The 18,085-nt window shown below is 69.0% G+C and carries 18 protein-coding genes; 15 read left to right on the top strand and 3 right to left on the bottom strand.

Annotation, left to right across the window (positions count from 1 at the left end; translation table 11 throughout):
* Positions 1-65: 65 nt before the first annotated feature.
* The 3 genes from PQB87_RS03710 to PQB87_RS03700 all read left to right on the top strand — a co-directional run bounded on the left by PQB87_RS03710 (position 66) and on the right by PQB87_RS03700 (position 3,003).
* Positions 66-1,367 carry a THUMP domain-containing class I SAM-dependent RNA methyltransferase gene (locus PQB87_RS03710; RefSeq protein WP_021164196.1) on the top strand — a complete coding sequence of 434 codons (1,302 nt, stop codon included), beginning with the start codon at positions 66-68 and terminating at the stop codon, positions 1,365-1,367.
* 459 nt (positions 1,368-1,826) lie between these two features.
* Complete coding sequence (locus PQB87_RS03705) at positions 1,827-2,243, top strand: VOC family protein (protein ID WP_059649531.1); 417 nt, start codon at positions 1,827-1,829, stop codon at positions 2,241-2,243.
* Between the two features lie 73 nt (positions 2,244-2,316).
* On the top strand, positions 2,317-3,003 hold the full coding sequence (locus PQB87_RS03700; protein ID WP_059685224.1) for a helix-turn-helix transcriptional regulator: 687 nt from the start codon (positions 2,317-2,319) through the stop codon (positions 3,001-3,003).
* A 72-nt stretch (positions 3,004-3,075) separates the two neighbouring features.
* Here PQB87_RS03700 and PQB87_RS03695 read toward each other — a convergent pair whose 3' ends face one another.
* Positions 3,076-3,999 (bottom strand): carbon-nitrogen hydrolase family protein, encoded by a 924-nt coding sequence (locus tag PQB87_RS03695; RefSeq protein WP_059685226.1) that lies wholly within the window; start codon positions 3,997-3,999, stop codon positions 3,076-3,078.
* A gap of 80 nt (positions 4,000-4,079) precedes the next feature.
* On the opposite strand from PQB87_RS03695, the gene PQB87_RS03690 reads away from it, so the two are divergent.
* The 3 genes from PQB87_RS03690 (at position 4,080) to mnmA (ending at position 6,959) form a co-directional block, all read left to right on the top strand.
* On the top strand, positions 4,080-5,000 hold the full coding sequence (locus PQB87_RS03690; RefSeq protein ID WP_489242567.1) for a LysR family transcriptional regulator: 921 nt from the start codon (positions 4,080-4,082) through the stop codon (positions 4,998-5,000).
* 304 nt (positions 5,001-5,304) lie between these two features.
* Entirely contained in the window at positions 5,305-5,814 is a 510-nt protein-coding gene (locus PQB87_RS03685) for an NUDIX hydrolase (RefSeq protein WP_021164203.1), read from the top strand.
* Complete coding sequence (gene mnmA / locus PQB87_RS03680; protein ID WP_111941373.1) at positions 5,811-6,959, top strand: tRNA 2-thiouridine(34) synthase MnmA; 1,149 nt, start codon at positions 5,811-5,813, stop codon at positions 6,957-6,959. The genes PQB87_RS03685 and mnmA overlap by 4 nt, the downstream gene beginning before the upstream one ends.
* A 65-nt stretch (positions 6,960-7,024) precedes the next feature.
* Here mnmA and PQB87_RS03675 read toward each other — a convergent pair whose 3' ends face one another.
* Positions 7,025-7,399 carry a winged helix-turn-helix transcriptional regulator gene (locus PQB87_RS03675; protein WP_059528874.1) on the bottom strand — a complete coding sequence of 125 codons (375 nt, stop codon included), beginning with the start codon at positions 7,397-7,399 and terminating at the stop codon, positions 7,025-7,027.
* Between the two features lie 74 nt (positions 7,400-7,473).
* On the opposite strand from PQB87_RS03675, the gene PQB87_RS03670 reads away from it, so the two are divergent.
* Together PQB87_RS03670 and PQB87_RS03665 are read left to right on the top strand one after the other, a co-directional pair.
* Entirely contained in the window at positions 7,474-8,238 is a 765-nt protein-coding gene (locus PQB87_RS03670) for an NAD(P)H-dependent oxidoreductase (protein ID WP_174416033.1), read from the top strand.
* A 197-nt stretch (positions 8,239-8,435) separates the two neighbouring features.
* Positions 8,436-10,055, top strand: coding sequence for an FMN-binding glutamate synthase family protein (locus PQB87_RS03665; RefSeq protein WP_021162498.1), 1,620 nt, complete (start codon positions 8,436-8,438; stop codon positions 10,053-10,055).
* 112 nt (positions 10,056-10,167) lie between these two features.
* Here PQB87_RS03665 and PQB87_RS03660 read toward each other — a convergent pair whose 3' ends face one another.
* Positions 10,168-10,779, bottom strand: a complete 612-nt coding sequence (locus PQB87_RS03660; RefSeq protein ID WP_489242830.1) for a glutathione S-transferase family protein — start codon at positions 10,777-10,779, stop codon at positions 10,168-10,170.
* Between the two features lie 187 nt (positions 10,780-10,966).
* On the opposite strand from PQB87_RS03660, the gene PQB87_RS03655 reads away from it, so the two are divergent.
* From PQB87_RS03655 to ruvA, 7 genes are all read left to right on the top strand, one after another.
* Entirely contained in the window at positions 10,967-12,352 is a 1,386-nt protein-coding gene (locus tag PQB87_RS03655; protein WP_027788358.1) for an aminopeptidase P N-terminal domain-containing protein, read from the top strand.
* 40 nt (positions 12,353-12,392) lie between these two features.
* Positions 12,393-13,580: a UbiH/UbiF/VisC/COQ6 family ubiquinone biosynthesis hydroxylase gene (locus PQB87_RS03650; RefSeq protein ID WP_489242566.1), complete on the top strand. Its 1,188-nt coding sequence runs from the start codon at positions 12,393-12,395 to the stop codon at positions 13,578-13,580.
* A 124-nt stretch (positions 13,581-13,704) separates the two neighbouring features.
* Positions 13,705-14,772, top strand: coding sequence for a tRNA dihydrouridine synthase DusB (gene dusB, locus PQB87_RS03645; protein ID WP_042977079.1), 1,068 nt, complete (start codon positions 13,705-13,707; stop codon positions 14,770-14,772).
* Positions 14,769-15,002, top strand: coding sequence for a Fis family transcriptional regulator (locus PQB87_RS03640; RefSeq protein WP_006476892.1), 234 nt, complete (start codon positions 14,769-14,771; stop codon positions 15,000-15,002). The genes dusB and PQB87_RS03640 overlap by 4 nt, the downstream gene beginning before the upstream one ends.
* Before the next feature lie 44 nt (positions 15,003-15,046).
* Positions 15,047-16,612 carry a bifunctional phosphoribosylaminoimidazolecarboxamide formyltransferase/IMP cyclohydrolase gene (purH, locus tag PQB87_RS03635; RefSeq protein ID WP_021162493.1) on the top strand — a complete coding sequence of 522 codons (1,566 nt, stop codon included), beginning with the start codon at positions 15,047-15,049 and terminating at the stop codon, positions 16,610-16,612.
* Positions 16,613-16,766: 154 nt separating this feature from the next.
* Positions 16,767-17,309: a crossover junction endodeoxyribonuclease RuvC gene (gene ruvC / locus PQB87_RS03630; RefSeq protein ID WP_027788361.1), complete on the top strand. Its 543-nt coding sequence runs from the start codon at positions 16,767-16,769 to the stop codon at positions 17,307-17,309.
* Between the two features lie 164 nt (positions 17,310-17,473).
* Positions 17,474-18,055 (top strand): Holliday junction branch migration protein RuvA, encoded by a 582-nt coding sequence (ruvA, locus tag PQB87_RS03625; RefSeq protein WP_113047452.1) that lies wholly within the window; start codon positions 17,474-17,476, stop codon positions 18,053-18,055.
* Positions 18,056-18,085: the final 30 nt, after the last annotated feature.

Below are 18,085 nucleotides of genomic sequence, written 5' to 3'. Positions count from 1 at the left end.
CAACGCCGGCCCCGGCCGCCCGCGCCGCGTACAATAGTGGACTTTTGCACGTCCTCACCCGCCTTATGTCCTCGCCCACCCTGTACGAATTCTTCGCCCCCTGCCCGCGCGGCCTCGAAGCGGCGCTTGCCGCCGAGCTGGCCGAAATCGCCGGCCGCCACCTGAACGGCGCGCCGTTCACCGCGGGCGCGCAGGTGCCGGGCGGCGTCCACTTCAGCGGCGGCTGGGCCGCCGGCATGGCCGCGAACCTCCATTCGCGGATCGCGAGCCGGGTCCTGCTGAAGATCGCGCACCGCGCCTACCGCAACGAGCAGGACGTCTACGCGCTCGCGCTCGAGCAGCCGTGGGAGCGCTGGTTCGCGGCGACGCAGACGCTGCGCGTCGACATCACCGCGATCAAGTCGCCGCTGAAGAGCCTCGAATTCGCGACGTTGCGCGTGAAGGACGCGATCTGCGACCGGATGCGCGAGAAGACCGGCGCGCGCCCGAGCATCGATACCGGTGCACCCGACGTGCGCGTGTTCGCGTTCCTGACGGCCAACGAGTGCACGCTGTACCTCGACACGTCGGGCGAGCCGCTGTTCAAGCGCGGCTGGCGTCTCGACAAGGGCGCGGCGCCGCTGCGCGAGAACCTCGCGGCCGGCATCCTGCGCCTGACGGGCTGGACGCCCGGCACGGCGCTGTACGACCCGATGTGCGGCAGCGGCACGTTCCTCGCGGAAGCCGCGCAGATCGCGCTCGGCGTGGCACCCGGCGTCGAGCGCCGGTTCGGCTTCGAGAAACTCAAGCAATACGACATCACCGCATGGCAGGGGCTGAAGGTCCCGGCGCTGGACGCGAAGCGCGCGGCGCGCGGCAAACGCGGCGAAGCGCTCGGCGTGTACGGCAGCGACATCTCCGGCGACATGCTCGAGAAGGCACGCGCGAACCTCGAGCGCGCGGGCGTGCCGTCGGTGTGGCTCAAGCAGGTCGACGCGCGCGGGATGACGCCGCCGTGCGACGGCCCGGGCATCATCCTCGCGAACCCGCCGTACGGTGAGCGGATCGAGGTGCGCGGCCGCAGCGCGCGCGGCGAGGTGCGCGAGACGGGCCGCAACCGCGGCAACGACGACGCGTTCCGCCGCACCCACACCGACGCACCGGACAGCGAGTTCTTCAACGCGCTCGGCGATGCGCTGAAGCAGCGCTTCACGGGCTGGCAGGCGTTCCTGCTGACGTCCGACCGTTCGCTGCCGGGCCAGCTGCGGCTGCGCGAATCGGCCAAGACGCCGCTGTTCAACGGCGCGCTCGAATGCCGGCTGTTCCGCTTCGACCTGATCGCCGGCAGCGTGAAGGCGCGCCCGGCCACGCCGGAAGGCGACGCGTAATCCGCATCATGGTCGCGACGGGGCCGCCGATACGGCCCCTGCGCGGCAACCGGAACGCCGCCGTTACCGCATCCGCGGCAACGGCGGCGTTCCGTTTTCAATGCTTCGACTTCTCCCGGCGCCCCGTCGTGAACGGCAGCGCCTGCCCCGTCTCGAGCAGCGTCTTGCGACTCGACAGCACGACCGGCCACCCGCCGCGAATCCCGCGATCCATCTTCCATCTCCGAGCCCGGCACCAGCCCGTCGTGCGTGACGGTCGGCTTCACGACGCAGGTCACGCGCGATTCCCCACTCTCCCCCGACGGCGGGCGCCACGTGACGGCCAACCGGTGCGGCGGATCGTTCCCGACCTCTACTGACAATACGGTGTCAGCAGACCGCGATCACACTGCAATCCCGGCGCAATGCAAGGCTGGTTTCCGCACCGAACCCGAACAACAACGCAACAAGGAACTCGTCATGACGTCCGCAACTGCAACTGCCACCGCCACTGCCACCCCCGAGCGCGCAATCGCGTGGTTCGACATTCCGTCCCTCGATTTCGACCGGGCGATCCGCTTCTACGAAACCGTGCTGCAAACGACGCTGCAGCGCGAAGTCATCGGCGGCGTGCCGATGGCCACGTTCGACCGCGACGCATCGAGCACGGGCGGCAGCATCGTGTTCGATCCGCAGCAGATCAAGCCGAGCGCGAACGGCGTGCTCGTCTACCTGAACGCCGGCGAATCGGTCGTCGCGGCGCTCGAACGCGCGAAGCGCGCGGGCGGCGTCGTGCAGGGCTCCGTCGTCGAGCTGCCGAACAACTACGGCTACGTCGGCTACCTGATCGATACCGAAGGCAACCGCGTCGGCCTGCACGCGCCGAAATGCCACTGAGCGCAGCGGCCATCGGGCGCGCGCGGCGCTATCATCGCGAAGTCCCCATTGCCGTTGGAGCCGAGGTGCCGTCATGACGCGCCGTGCCGACCGCCTGTTCCAGATCGCCGAGCTGCTGCGCGGGCGTCGTCTCACGACCGCACAGCAACTGGCCGACTGGCTGTCGGTGTCGCCGCGCACGGTCTACCGTGACGTGCGCGACCTGCAACTGTCAGGGGTACCGATCGAAGGTGAAGCCGGCATCGGCTACCGGCTGAACCGCAACGCGAGCCTGCCGCCGCTCACGTTCACGGCCGAGGAGCTCGCGGCGCTCGCCACCGGCGCACGCATGCTCGAAACCTGGGGCGGTGCGCGCTTCGCGAGCGGCGCACGCTCGGCGCTCGCGAAGATCGCGTCGGCGATGCCGGCCGACAAGCGCACGACGCTCGACCGCCTGCCCGTGTTCGCGCCGTCGTTCCACATCGACGAGACGTTTTGCGCGAAGGTCGATGCGATCCACCAGGCCATCGATACGCGCCACGTCGTCAGCTTCGACTATCGCGACCGGCTCGGCGCGCATTCGCAACGCCGCGTGTGGCCGCTCGGGCTCGTCTACTGGGGCGGGCGCTGGACGATCGGCGCGTGGTGCGAGCTGCGCGGCGATTTCCGCACCTTCGACATCGCGCGGATGGGCGACATCGTCGTGCACGAGCAGTTTCCGGACATGGAAGGACGGCGGATCGCCGATTACATGCGGATCGCGGAAGCGCCGATGCGCTGACGCGGCACGGCGGCGGGCGCACCGCCGCCGTTCACGTTCCGGGCCGCCGTGCGGCGCCCGGCCCGCCTTACCCTACGCGCCGAACACCACCGTGCGCTTCGGCCGCTCGTCGACGTGCAGCGAGAACACGTCGGGCCGCGCGTAATGCCCGACCACGTCGAAGTCGTAGCGCGCCCGCACGAGTTCGTCGGTATCGATACGCGCGGTCACGAGCCCGGCCGTGCCGATCAGCGGCTCCGTCAGCAGGTCGCCGAGCGGCCCGACGATCACGCTGCCGCCGCGGATCAGCGGCCGCTCCGGATCCCAGCCCGGCACGTCGATGCCGAGCGCGCGCGGCGACGGCTGCACCTGGCACGCGCTGACGACGAAGCAGCGCCCCTCGTGCGCGATATGCCGCATCGAGCTCTGCCACACGTCGCGCTCGTCGACGGTCGGCGCGCACCAGATCTGCACGCCTTTCGCGTACATCGCGCAGCGCAGCAGCGGCATGTGGTTCTCCCAGCAGATCGCGGCGCCCGCGCGGCCCGCGGCCGTCTCGACGACGGGCAGCGTCGAGCCGTCGCCCTGCCCCCAGATCAGCCGCTCGGTGCCGGTCGGCATCAGCTTGCGGTGCTTCGCGACGAGCCCGTCGCGCGGATCGAAGAACAACGCCGTGCAGTACAGCGTGCTGCCGCCGCGCTCGATCACGCCGACCACGAGGCTCGCACCCGTGCGCTGCGACAGCGCGGCCAGCTCGTCGGTTTCCGGCCCCGGCACGTCGATCGCCTGCGCGGCGTAGCGCGCATACGCGTCGCGGCCCTCGGGCAGCCGGTAGCCGAGCCGCGTGCCGAAGATCTCGCCTTTCGGATAGCCGCCGAGCACGGCCTCGGGCAGCACGACGAGCGACGCGCCGCTGTCGCGGATCGCGGTTTCGTAGCCGAGGATCGTGTCGAGCGTGGCGCGCGTGCCGGCGGGCGATGCGCCGATCTGCAGCGCGGCGATGACTGACGTGGACATGAAGGCGTCTCCGGTGAATGGGATAACGCCATCTTTATCGATATGATGTCATCGATCAAATCGATAGAACGATAAGTGTCATGAATGCGGATGATATCGCCGGCCTCGACCTGAACCTGCTGAAAGTGTTCGAGGCGCTGTACGAGGAAGGCGGCGCGAGCCGGGCGGCGCTGCGGCTCGGCCTCACGCAGTCGGCGGTGAGCGCGGCGCTCGCGCGGCTGCGCGTGATCTATGCCGATCCGCTGTTCGTGCGCACCGGCCGCGGGCTCGCGCCGACGCCGCGCGCGGACGAACTGAAACCGATCCTGTCCGACGCGCTCGACCGTTGCCGCGAAAGCCTCGCGATCGCGGCCGACGGCGGCGACCGCATCGGCCGCACGATCTCGATCGGGCTGTCGGACGACTTCGAGATCGCGCTCGGCCGCGCGCTGATCGACGCCGTTGCACGGGAAGCCGCCGGCATCCGGCTGATCTTCCGGCAGACGCACAGCGGCATCGCCGGCGACGCGCTGCTGCGCCACGGCGTCGACCTCGCGATCGCATCGGGAGGCTTCTCGGCGAACGGGCTCAGTCGGCGCGCGGTCGCGACGGGCGGCTACGCGTGCCTGATCGACCCGGCCGCCCGCCCACGGCCGCCGCGCACGCTTACGCTCGCCGATTTCCTGCAGCGCGACCACCTGCTCGTGTCGTCGGGCGGCGTGATCGGGATCGTCGACGAGGCGCTGGCCACGCTCGGCCACAAGCGGCGCGTCGCGGCGTCGACCACGCATTTCGCCGCGTTGCCGTACCTGCTCGCCGGCTCCGACGCGGTGGCGACGATTCCCTCGCACGCGGCGCACGCGATCGCGCGATCCACGCCGCTGCGCGCGCTCGCCTGCCCGGTCGACTTGCCGCACTACCCGGTCGAAATCGGCTGGCGCACGAGCACGCAGCGCGACCCGGCGATCGTGCGCGTACGCGACACGATCGCCGCGTGCATCGCGAACCTCGTCGCACCATGAAACGGCCCGGCCGGCTTGCGCCGGTCGGGCCTGTCCTTCGAGGCTGCCCGTGAATCGAGGCAGGCGGCCTGCGTTGCCGGCGCATGCGTCAGTCGACTGCCTTCACCATGTCCTCGATGACCTTCTTCGCATCGCCGAACTCCATCACCGTCTTGTCCATGTAGCTTTGCACACGATCGCGCGAGATCGACGCGTCAGCCTGGCCGGCGTGGCCGCGCCTCGGCGCGACGGACGATTACGAGGGTCGGATTCGTCTGACCGAACGCCGGGCAGCGTTCGGGCGCAACCGGTAAAATGCCGAACCATGAAACCCGAAATCTGGACCCCGCATGTGACGGTCGCGGCGCTCGTCGAGCATGCCGGCCGCTTTCTCGTGATCGAGGAAGAAACCTCGTCGGGCCTGCGCATCAACCAGCCGGCAGGCCATCTCGAAGCCGGCGAAACGCTGGCCGACGCCGTGATCCGAGAGACGCTCGAGGAAACCGCGCACCCGTTCACGCCCGACGCGCTCGTCGGCGTCTATCTGGCGCACTACGACCGTCCCGGCACCGCCGGCGCGACCTACCTGCGCTTCACGTTCTGCGGCACGGCCGGCGAGCCGGTCGCGGGCCACGCGCTCGACGACGGCATCGTCCGCACGCTGTGGATGACCGCCGACGAACTGCGCGCGTGCAGCGAGCGCCATCGCTCGCCCGCGGTGATGCGCTGCGTCGACGATTACCTCGCCGGGCGGCGCATTCCGCTCGATTTCGTGCATACGCATTCGGTCGCGCCGCGCCCCGAAGCATTCGAACGTCAGGCGGTCAACAAATGAGCAAGCGCCGTGTAGTGGTGGGCATGTCGGGCGGCGTCGATTCGTCGGTGACCGCGTGGCTGCTGAAGGAACAGGGTTACGACGTGGTCGGCCTGTTCATGAAGAACTGGGAAGACGACGACGACGGCGAATACTGCTCGACGCGCCAGGACTGGATCGACGTCGTGTCGGTGGCCGACCTGATCGGCATCGACGTGGAAGCCGTCAACTTCGCGGCGGAATACAAGGATCGCGTGTTCGCCGAGTTCCTGCGCGAATACTCGGCCGGCCGCACGCCGAACCCCGACGTGCTGTGCAACGCCGAAATCAAGTTCAAGGCGTTCCTCGATCACGCGATGTCGCTCGACGCGGAAATGATCGCGACGGGCCACTATGCGCGCGTGCGCGAACGCGACGGGCGTTTCGAGCTGCTGAAGGCCTTCGACCATACGAAAGACCAGTCGTACTTCCTGCACCGGCTGAACCAGGCGCAACTGTCGAAGACGATGTTCCCGCTCGGCGAGATCCCGAAGACGACGGTGCGCGAGATCGCCGCGCAGATCGGGCTGCCGAACGCGAAGAAGAAGGATTCGACCGGCATCTGCTTCATCGGCGAACGGCCGTTCCGCGATTTCCTGAACCGCTATCTGCCGACCAAACCCGGCCCGATGAAGACGCCGGACGGCAAGGTCGTCGGCGAGCACATCGGCCTCGCGTTCTACACGTTCGGCCAGCGCAAGGGCATCGGCCTGGGCGGCAGCAAGAGCGGCAGCGGCGAACCGTGGTTCGTCGCCGCGAAGGACATCGCGTCGAACACGCTGTACGTCGTGCAGGGCCACGATCATCCGTGGCTGCTGTCGCGCGAGCTCGTTGCCGGCAACGTGAGCTGGGTCGCCGGCGAGCCGCCGGCCGAGGGCTTCGCGTGCGGCGCGAAGACGCGCTACCGGCAGGCCGACGCGGCATGCGCCTTCGGCGCCGCCGTGCCCGGCCCGGCAGGCGAAGCACGCTTCTCGCTCGCGTTCGACGATGCGCAGTGGGCCGTCACGCCCGGCCAGTCGGCCGTGCTGTACGACGGCGAGATCTGTCTCGGCGGCGGCATCATCGAAAGCGCGGCAACCAGCGACCGGCAGGCGCTCGACGCGCCGGCGCTCGCGGCCGCGCGCTGACGCGCCGCCGGTGCCGCGCGGGCGGTGCCGGCCGAAAGCGGCCGCGCCCGCGGCCACCCGCCTGTTCAACGCATGTGCTGCACGGCCGCGTCGTAGCGCTCGCGCGCCGCGTCGAGCACCGGGAAATGGCGCTCGGCCCAGCGATCGAGCGCCACGAGCGTGTCCACCAGCGATTCCGCCACCGGCGTCAGCCGGTATTCGACATGCGCACGCCGCGCGGCGATCGCGATCCGTTCGATCAGCCCGTTGCGCTCCAGCTCGCGCAGCGTCTGCGTGAGCACCTTCTGCGAGATGCCGCCGATGCGCCGCAGCAGCTCGCCGTTGCGCAGCGGCCGCTCGGCCAGCGCCGGCAGGATCAGCAGCGTCCATTTGCCGGCGATCAGCGCGAGCGCGTCGCGCGCCGAACAGTCCGCCGCATAGACGTCGCCGGGAAATGCCATGGTTACCTCCGGGTGCGTGATTGCGCGGCCCCGCTGCCGCCGGCCATCATCGTCGCACACTCACGGAGCCCGCCATGCATGCGCTGATCGTCGTCGCCCATCCCGAACCGCAGTCGTTCAACGCGGCCCTCTCCCATGCGGCGGCCGATACGTGGCGCGCCGCCGGCCACACAGCGACCGTCGCAGACCTGTACGCCGACGGGTTCGACCCGAGCGAGGCGCCGCGCCATTACGCCGATCGGCTCGACACGGCACGCTTCGACGCGCAACGCGAGCAGCGCCACCACTGGGAGCGCGGCACGCTCGCGCCGGAGGTCGGGCATCACGTCGGGCTGCTGCAACAAGCCGACGCGCTGATCCTGCAGTTCCCGCTGTGGTGGTTCGGCGCACCGGCGATCCTGAAGGGCTGGATGGATCGCGTGTTCGTCTACGGCGGCCTCTACAGCAGCCGCCGGCGCCATGACAGCGGCGTGTTGCACGGGCGCCGCGCGCTGCTGAGCGTGACGACCGGATCGTCGGCCGCCGCCTGCGCGCCCGACGGCCGCGAGGGCGACACGCGCCTGCTGCTGTGGCCGCTCATGCATGCGCTGCGCTACGTCGGCTTCGACGTGCTCGAACCGCACCTGATCCACGAGGTTCGCAGCGATCCGGCCGGCGACGCCGCGCGGCACCGCGACGCGCGCCTCGCGCAAGCGCTCGCGGACTACCGCGCGCGGCTGCGCGCCTGGCACACGTGGCCGCGGGTGCCGTTCAACCGCGACACGGACTTCGAAGCCGGCGTCAGGCTGAAGCCCGACGCGCCCGCATACGGCCCGTTCATCCGTCACGCGGGCACCTGACGCGGCGGGCCGGCTCGGCAACGCGAGCTTCACGGGACCCGTAGTAGACTCTCGACCATCGTGGGCGCCGGCGGCGGCCAGGCACGGCTCGGGCACCCTGCCCGCCGGCCCGGCGCGACGCCGAGGGCGCCGACCTGCCGGCCGCCGCGCGACCGCTCGCGAGCGATGGCCATCCAGATAATTACGACGGAGTCCCCATGTTTTCCCGACGCTATCTCGCGATGTGGTGCGCGGTCCTGCTGTTCGTGGCCGTCGCGGCGCTCGCCGCGCGGCACGCGATCGCGTGGCTGTGGATCCTGATTCCCGCCGCCCTCGTCGCGCTCGGCCTGTACGACCTGAAGCAGGACCGCCACGCGATCCTGCGCAACTACCCGCTCTGGGGCCACTTCCGCTTCCTGTTCGAATTCATCCGACCTGAAATCCGCCAGTATTTCGTCGAGGACGACACCGACGAAAAGCCGTTCTCGCGCGCGCAGCGCAGCCTCGTCTACCAGCGCGCGAAGAACGTCGCAGACAACCGCCCGTACGGCACCGAGCTGAACGTGAAGGCCGTCGCGCACGAATGGATCAGCCACTCGCTCGCGCCGACGAAGCTGCCGAACCATGATTTCCGCGTCCGCGTCGGCGCGAATCGCGCGCAACCGTACGACATTTCGATCTTCAACATCTCGGCGATGAGCTTCGGCTCGCTGTCCGCGAACGCGATCCGCTCGCTGAACCTCGGCGCGAAGAAAGGCGGTTTCGCACACGACACGGGCGAAGGCTCGCTGTCGAAGTACCACCGCGAGAACGGCGGCGACATCATCTGGGAAATCGCGTCCGGCTACTTCGGCTGCCGCAACGACGACGGCACCTTCAACCCCGACAAGTTCGCGAAGCAGGCCGCCGATCCGCAGGTCAAGATGATCGAGGTCAAGCTGTCGCAGGGCGCGAAGCCCGGCCACGGCGGCGTGCTGCCGGCCGCGAAGATCACGCCGGAGATCGCCGAGACGCGCGGCGTGCCGATGGGCAAGGACTGCATCTCGCCCGCGACGCACTCGGAATTCTCGACCCCGCGCGGGCTGCTCGAATTCGTCGAACGGCTGCGCACGCTGTCGGGCGGCAAGCCGACCGGCTTCAAGCTGTGCGTCGGCCATCCGTGGGAATTCTTCGGGATCGCGAAGGCGATGCTCGAGACCGGCATCGTGCCGGACTTCATCGTCGTCGACGGCGCGGAAGGCGGCACGGGCGCGGCGCCGCTCGAATTCACCGACCACGTCGGCGTGCCGCTGCAGGAAGGGCTGCTGCTCGTGCACAACACGCTCGTCGGGATCGGCGTGCGCGACCGCGTGAAGATCGGCGCGAGCGGCAAGATCATCACCGCGTTCGACGTCGCCCGCACGCTCGCGATCGGCGCGGACTGGGTGAACTCGGCGCGCGGCTTCATGTTCGCGGTCGGCTGCATCCAGGCGCAGACCTGCCACACGGGCCGCTGCCCGACCGGCGTCGCGACGCAGGACCCGGTGCGCCAGCGCGCGCTCGTCGTGCCCGACAAGGCCGACCGCGTGTACAACTTCCACCGCAACACGCTGCACGCGCTGCAGGAGCTCGTGCAGGCGGCCGGCCTCGCGCATCCGTCGGAGCTGCGCGCGCATCACATCGTGCAGCGCATCGCGCCGCACGAGGTCCGGCTGATGTCGCAGCTGCTGAAGTACCTGAAGCCCGGCGCGCTGCTCGACGGCAACACCTGCGGCTTTACGCTGTACGACAAGTGGTGGCCGATTTCGCGCAGCGATTCGTTCACGCTCGGCGAGGCCGTCTACGCGTCGATCGAATGATGCAGGCGAGCGCCCCCGCCGCGGGGGCGGCCCGGCAAAAAGAAAAGCGCCCCGCGGGGCGCTTTTCTTTTGTCTGCCGAATGCGTGAATGCGCGTACGCGTCGCGTGCGGCTCAGTTCTGCGGCAGCGTGTCGGCGAACGACTGGCGCTGCACCAGCTTCACGAAGTGCTTGTCGAGGTTCGGGTGGCGGTCGCGCCAGTTGAGCTCGGGCATCCGGAAGTCGAGATAGCCGAGCGCGCAACCGAGTGCGATGTCGGCGAGCGTGTAATGATTACCGACGCACCACGTCTTGCCGCCGAGCCCTTGCGACATCGCGACGAGCGCGTCGTCGATCTTGCGCTGCTGGCGCGCGATCCAGCTCGCGCTGCGCTGCGCTTCGTCCCGCAGCGTGTATTCGAGACGAATCGCCACGGCCGCGTCGAGCACGCCGTCGCCCAGTGCTTCCCAGCAACGCACTTCGACGCGCTCGCGCCCCGACGGCGGAATCAGCTTGCCAACCGGCGACAGCGTGTCGACGTATTCGCAGATCACGCGGGAATCGAACACCGCGGCACCATCCTCCATCACGAGGCACGGGACCTTGCCGAGCGGATTCGAAGCATGAATATCCGTCTCCGGCGCCCACACGTTCTCGAGCTCCAGCTTGTAGTCGATCTTCTTTTCAGCCAGCACGATCCGCGCCTTGCGGACGTACGGGCTGCTGAGCGAACCGATTAATTTCATCATCTGCCTTTTTAAGGGAACCGCCGAGAGTATACGTTGTCGCCGATCATAACCGGCCGGCGTCGCGCGACAGAAAATCGCCCGACCGGCCTGTGGATGGTTTGCAACAACCGTCACGCGGGCCGCCCGGCGCGGCTTCCCGCCCCCTCTCTCACGCGCGGCGTCACGCGGCGCTACAATCGCACGAATGAACGCGCCCCTCGATACCGCCATCGCCGTCGACGTCTACCGCCAGCGCCGTGAACGCGTGCTTGCCGCACTGCGTGCCGCCGGCGGCGGCGTCGCCATCGTCCCCACCGCGCCGGAACTGCTGCGCAACCGCGATACGGCCTACCCGTACCGGTACGACAGCTACTTCCATTACCTGACGGGCTTCACCGAGCCGGATGCGGTGCTCGTGCTGAACGCGGCCGCGCCGCACGGCGCGCCGGAGTCGATCCTGTTCTGCCGCGGCAAGAATGCCGACCGCGAGATCTGGGAAGGCTTCCATTACGGGCCCGAAGCCGCGCGCGATGCGTTCGGCTTCGACGCGGCGTTCGCGGTCGACGTGATCGATACGGAGATGCCGCGCCTGCTCGCCGACTCCGGCACCGTGCACTACCGGTTCGGCGCATCGGCCGACTTCGACCGCCGGCTCGCGGGCTGGATCGACGCGGTACGCGCGCTGGCGCGCACGGGCGTCGCCGCACCGGACGCGATGCTCGACCTCACGCCGCTCCTCGACGACATGCGGCTCGTGAAGGACGAGCACGAACTCGCGATCATGATGCGCGCCGCGCACATCTCCGCGCTCGCGCACCGCCGCGCGATGCAGGCATGCCGCCCCGGCATCCGCGAATACGAACTCGAAGCGGAGCTGCTGTATGTGTTCCGCAAGCACGGCGCGCAGTCGCCCGCGTACGGTTCGATCGTCGCGGCCGGCGCGAACGCGTGCGTGCTGCACTACCCGGCCGGCAACGCAACCGCGAAGGACGGCGACCTGATCCTGATCGACGCCGCGTGCGAACTCGACGGCTACGCGTCGGACATCACGCGCACATTTCCGGCCAACGGGCGCTTCTCGCCCGCGCAACGCACGCTGTACGACATCGTGCTCGCCGCCCAGCAGGCCGCGATCGACGCGACGCGCGCCGGCGTGCCGTTCGAAGCACCGCACGACGCCGCCGTGCGCGTGCTCGCGCAGGGGCTGCTCGACACCGGCATCATCCCGAAAACGCGCTTCTCGAACGTCGACGACGTGATCGCCGAGCGTGCGTACACGCGCTTCTACATGCACCGCACCGGCCACTGGATCGGCATGGACGTGCACGATTGCGGCGACTACCGCGAGCGGCTCGCCGAGCGCGACGGCAACGGCGCGCTGCCATGGCGCACGCTGAAGGCCGGCATGACGCTGACGGTCGAACCCGGCCTGTATGTGCGCGCCGCCGACGACGTGCCGCCCGAGTACTGGAACATCGGCATCCGCATCGAGGACGACGCGATCGTGCGCGAGCAGGGCTGCGAGCTGATCACGCGCGGCGTGCCCGTCGCGGCGGACGAGATCGAAGCGCTGATGCGCGCACTCGCATGACCGGCTGCCGCCGACCGTTACCTCCGTTTCACGAATCAAGATGACGACCGCCTCCTCCCCGGCCACGCCGGACTACGACCTCGCCATCGTCGGCGCGGGCCCCGTCGGGCTCGCGCTCGCCGGCTGGCTCGCGCGCCGCAGCGCCACGCAGCACGCATCGATCGCGCTGATCGATGCGCGTGAACCGGCCGCGAGCGCAAACGATCCGCGCGCGATCGCCGTGTCGCACGGCAGCCGCGTGCTGCTCGACACGCTCGCGTGGCCCGCCGACGCGACGCCGATCGAGCACATCCACGTATCGCAGCGCGGCCATTTCGGCCGCACGCTGATCGACCGCGACGAACACGACCTCGCGGCGCTCGGTTATGTCGTGCGCTTCGGCTCGCTCGTGCAGGCGCTCGCGGGCGCCGTGCGCGGCACCCGCGTCGACTGGCTCACGTCGACCACCGCGCGCGCGCCGCAGCAGGATGCCGACGGCGTCACGCTGACGCTCGATGGCCCACAAGGCGAGCGCACGCTGCGCGCACGCATCGTCATCAATGCCGAAGGCGGGCTGTTCCACGAACAGCGGGCCGATACCGGCAAGCATCGCCGCGACTACGGCCAGACCGCGATCGTCGGCACGGTCACGGTATCGGCGCCGCGCCCGAACGTCGCGTGGGAACGCTTCACGCACGAAGGCCCGCTCGCGCTGCTGCCGCTCGGTGGCCCGCGCCAGGCCGAGTATTCGCTCGTGTGGTGCTGCTCGCCCGACGAAGCGGCGCGCCGCGCCGCGCTGCCCGACGACGCGTTCCTGCGCGAGCTCGGCAGCGCGTTCGGCGAGCGCATGGGCGACTTCGTCGCGATCGCGGGCCGCGCATCTTTCCCGCTCGGCCTGAACGCCGCGCAGACGCTCGTCAACGGGCGCGTCGCGATCGTCGGCAATGCCGCGCAAACCCTGCACCCCGTCGCGGGCCAGGGGCTCAACCTCGGGCTGCGCGATGCGCATACGCTCGTGGACACGCTGTCCACGCAAGGCTTCGAAGCGACCGCACTCGCCACCTTCAACGCGCGCCGCGCACTCGACCGGCGCTTCACGATCGGCGCGACCGACACGCTGGCACGCCTGTTCACGATCGACTCGGGCCCGCTCCCGCTGCTGCGTGGTGCCGCGCTCACCGCGCTCGAGTTCGTGCCGCCGCTCAAGAAGGTGATCGCGCGCCAGATGATGTTCGGCCAGCGCAACTGACACCCGGCGCGCACAGTCGCGCCACTCAAACCGGGTCAAATCGGCGGGGCATGGGAATACGGTAAAATGCGCGTTTCCGTCTGCCCTTTCCATGCCCGCGCCCGCCGCGGGCGGTGCCATTGCGATGCCCGTTATCGGCTCTCACGTATTGCGTAACAACCTGTTCGTCGCCCCGATGGCCGGCGTGACGGATCGTCCGTTCCGCCAGCTCTGCAAGCGGATGGGGGCCGGTTACGCCGTGTCCGAGATGGTCGCGTCCAACGCGCAGCTGTGGAAAAGCGCGAAGACGATGCGGCGCGCGAACCACGAAGGCGAGGTGGAGCCGATCGCGGTCCAGATCGCGGGCGCCGATCCGGCGATGATGGCCGAAGCGGCCCGCTACAACGTCGACAACGGCGCGCAGATCATCGACATCAACATGGGCTGCCCGGCGAAAAAGGTCTGCAACGTCGCGGCCGGCTCCGCGCTGCTGCAGAACGAGCCGCTCGTGCAGCGCATCGTCGAGGCGGTCGTCGCGGCGGTCGGCACGGGGCCCGATGCGGTGCCCGTCACGCTGAAGATCCGCACCGGCTGGGATCGCGAGCACAAGAACGCGATCACGGTCGCGCGCCTGGCCGAAGCCGCCGGCATTTCGATGCTCACCGTGCACGGCCGCACGCGCGCCGACCTGTACCGCGGCGACGCCGAGTACGACACCATCGCGGCCGTGAAGGCGGCGGTGCGGATTCCGGTGGTCGCGAACGGCGACATCACGTCGCCCGCGAAGGCGAAGGCCGTGCTCGACGCGACCGGCGCCGATGCCCTGATGATCGGTCGCGCCGCGCAAGGTCGGCCATGGTTGTTCCGCGAAATCGATCATTTCCTGCAAACCGGCGAGCTGCTGCCCCCGCCGCGGATCGACGAGATCCAGCACGTGATGAACGAACACCTGGAAGACCACTACGCGTTCTATGGTGAATTCACGGGAGTCCGTACTGCGCGCAAGCACATCGGCTGGTACACTCGCGGCCTTTCCGGTGCCAACGGGTTCCGGCACAGGATGAACACGCTCGATTCCACCCGCGAGCAGCTCGCCGCCGTCAATGCATTCTTCGAGGCGCAAAAAGCGCTGTCGGACCACCTCGTCTACGTCGACGACGAAGAGGAAAACGGCCAGGGCGAGTCGGACGACCATAACCAGTTAGCAGCATGAGCAAGCACAACATCGAACAATGTGTCCGCGAGAGCCTGGACGTGTATTTCCGGGATCTAGACGGCTCCAATCCGCACGACGTCTATGAAATGGTGATGTCCTGCGTCGAAAAGCCGATGCTCGAGGTCGTGCTCGTACAGGCAGGCGGCAACCAGTCGCTCGCCGCGGAGTACCTCGGCATCAATCGCAATACGCTGCGCAAGAAGCTGCAGCAGCACGGCCTGCTGTAGGCAGCCGTCCCGTCCCCGTTTCCCTGGCTATTGGTGGTTCCATCATGATCAAGCAAGCGCTCATTTCCGTTTCCGACAAGACCGGCATTGTCGACTTCGCGAAGTCGCTGTCCGACCTCGGCGTCAAGCTGCTGTCGACGGGCGGCACCGCGAAACTCCTCGCCGACGCCGGCCTGCCCGTGACCGAAGTGGCCGATTACACGGGCTTCCCGGAGATGCTCGATGGGCGCGTGAAGACGCTCCACCCGAAGGTGCACGGCGGCATCCTGGCCCGCCGCGACCTGCCCGAGCACATGCAGGCGCTGGAACAGCACGGCATCCCGACGATCGACCTGCTCGTCGTGAACCTGTATCCGTTCGTCGCGACGATCGCGAAGGACGACTGCACGCTCGCCGACGCGATCGAGAACATCGACATCGGCGGCCCGACGATGCTGCGCTCGGCCGCGAAGAACCACCGCGACGTGACGGTCGTCGTCGATCCGGCCGACTACGCGGTCGTGCTCGACGAAATGAAGGCGAACGGCAACGCGGTGGGCTACGCGACCAACTTCCGCCTCGCGACGAAGGTGTTCGCGCACACCGCGCAATACGACGGCGCGATCACGAACTACCTGACGAGCCTGACCGACGAGCTGAAGCACGCGTCGCGCAGCACGTACCCGGCCACGCTGAACCTGGCGTTCGACAAGGTGCAGGACCTGCGCTACGGCGAGAACCCGCACCAGAGCGCGGCGTTCTACCGCGACCTCGCGACGCCGGCCGGCGCGCTGGCGAACTACCGCCAGCTGCAGGGCAAGGAACTGTCGTACAACAACATCGCGGATTCGGACGCGGCGTGGGAATGCGTGAAGACGTTCGACGCACCGGCCTGCGTGATCATCAAGCATGCGAACCCGTGCGGCGTGGCAGTGGGCAACGATTCGGCCGACGCGTACGCGAAGGCGTTCCAGACGGATCCGACTTCCGCATTCGGCGGCATCATCGCGTTCAACCGTGAAGTGGACGAAGCGGCTGCCCAGGCCGTCGCGAAGCAGTTCGTCGAAGTGCTGATCGCCCCGTCGTTCTCCGATGCCGCGAAGCAGGTGTTCGCCGCGAAGCAGAACGTGCGCCTGCTCGAGATCGCGCTGGGCGACGGCCATAACGCATTCGACCTGAAGCGCGTGGGCGGCGGCCTGCTCGTGCAGTCGCTCGATTCGAAGAACGTTCAGCCGAGCGAACTGCGCGTCGTCACGAAGCGCCAGCCGACCGCGAAGGAAATGGACGACCTGCTGTTCGCATGGCGCGTCGCGAAGTACGTGAAGTCGAACGCGATCGTGTTCTGCGGCAACGGCATGACGCTCGGCGTCGGCGCCGGCCAGATGAGCCGCGTCGATTCCGCGCGCATCGCGAGCATCAAGGCGCAGAACGCGGGCCTGACGCTGGCCGGTTCGGCCGTCGCGTCGGATGCGTTCTTCCCGTTCCGCGACGGCCTCGACGTCGTCGTGGCGGCCGGCGCGACCTGCGTGATCCAGCCGGGCGGCTCGATGCGCGACGACGAAGTGATCGCCGCAGCCGACGAGCACGGCATCGCGATGATCCTGACGGGCGTGCGTCACTTCCGTCACTGATCGCGGCATGCGGCCCGCGCGGCCGCTGCACGACAACCCGGCGGCATTGCACCCGCCGGGTTTTTTATTGCGTTGCGCCGGCGCACGCAACCGTGCGGCCGGCGCCGCGCACCATTCGTTGTAGTATCGCTGCATCAGGTTTTTCTCCTCACTCATGCGAATTCTCGGCATCGACCCCGGCCTGCGCGTCACCGGTTTCGGCATCATCGACGTCAGCGGCCACCGGCTCGCCTATGTCGCGAGCGGCGTGATCCGCACGCCGACCGCCGACCTGGCCACCCGGCTCGGCACGATCTTCCAGGGCGTCTCGACCATCGTGCGCGAGCACGCACCCGACCAGGCCGCGATCGAAAAGGTGTTCGTCAACGTGAACCCGCAGTCGACGCTGCTGCTCGGCCAGGCGCGCGGCGCCGCGATCTGCGGCCTCGTCGCGGGCGGCCTGCCCGTCGCCGAATACACGGCGCTGCAGCTCAAGCAGGCCGTGGTCGGCTACGGCCGCGCGACCAAGACGCAGATGCAGGAGATGGTCACGCGGCTGCTCAATCTCTCCGGACAGCCGGGCTCCGACGCGGCCGACGCGCTCGGCATGGCGATCTGCCACGCGCACGGCGGCGACACGCTCAACACCCTCGGCGGCCTCGCGCCGGCGCTCGCGAAGAAAGGGCTGCGCGTACGGCGCGGGCGGCTGGTCGGCTGACATCGCGCGTGCCAGCGTGCGGTCTGCCGGATCGACCGTGTCGACCATTTCGACCGCACGCGGCACACCCACGACACCCGTTGCCCCGGCCTGACGGCCGATCCCGTCGGCATTGCGCCGCACGTGCGCTACACTCGCGCTTTATTCCTCGCATCCCGCCCTCCATGATCGGTCGCATCGCCGGCATCCTGCTCGAAAAGAACCCGCCTCACCTGCTCGTCGACTGCAACGGCGTCGGCTACGAAGTCGACGTGCCGATGAGCACCTTCTACAACCTGCCGCAAACGGGCGAGCGCGTCGTGCTGCTCACGCAGCAGATCGTCCGAGAGGACGCGCACCTGCTGTACGGCTTCCTGACGCCTCAAGAGCGCACGACCTTCCGCGAACTGCTGAAGATCACCGGCATCGGCGCGCGCATGGCGCTCGCCGTGCTGTCCGGCATGAGCGTGCAGGAACTCGCGCAGGCCGTGACGATGCAGGACGCCGCACGCCTCACGCGCCTGCCCGGCATCGGCAAGAAGACGGCCGAACGCCTGCTGCTCGAACTGAAGGGCAAGCTCGGCGCCGATCTCGGCGCGCTCGCCGGCGCCGCGTCGCCGTCCGACCACGCAACCGACATCCTCAACGCGCTGCTTGCGCTCGGCTATTCCGAAAAGGAAGGCCTGGCCGCGATCAAGAACGTGCCGGCCGGCACCGGTGTATCCGAAGGCATCAAGCTCGCACTGAAGGCGCTGTCGAAGGCGTAACGCGCGTTCAATCCGGCCGTCGAAACCAGT

The sequence above is a fragment of the Burkholderia sp. KL41 genome, from assembly GCF_057005415.2.
This window is presented reverse-complemented; position numbering and strand designations above follow the sequence as displayed.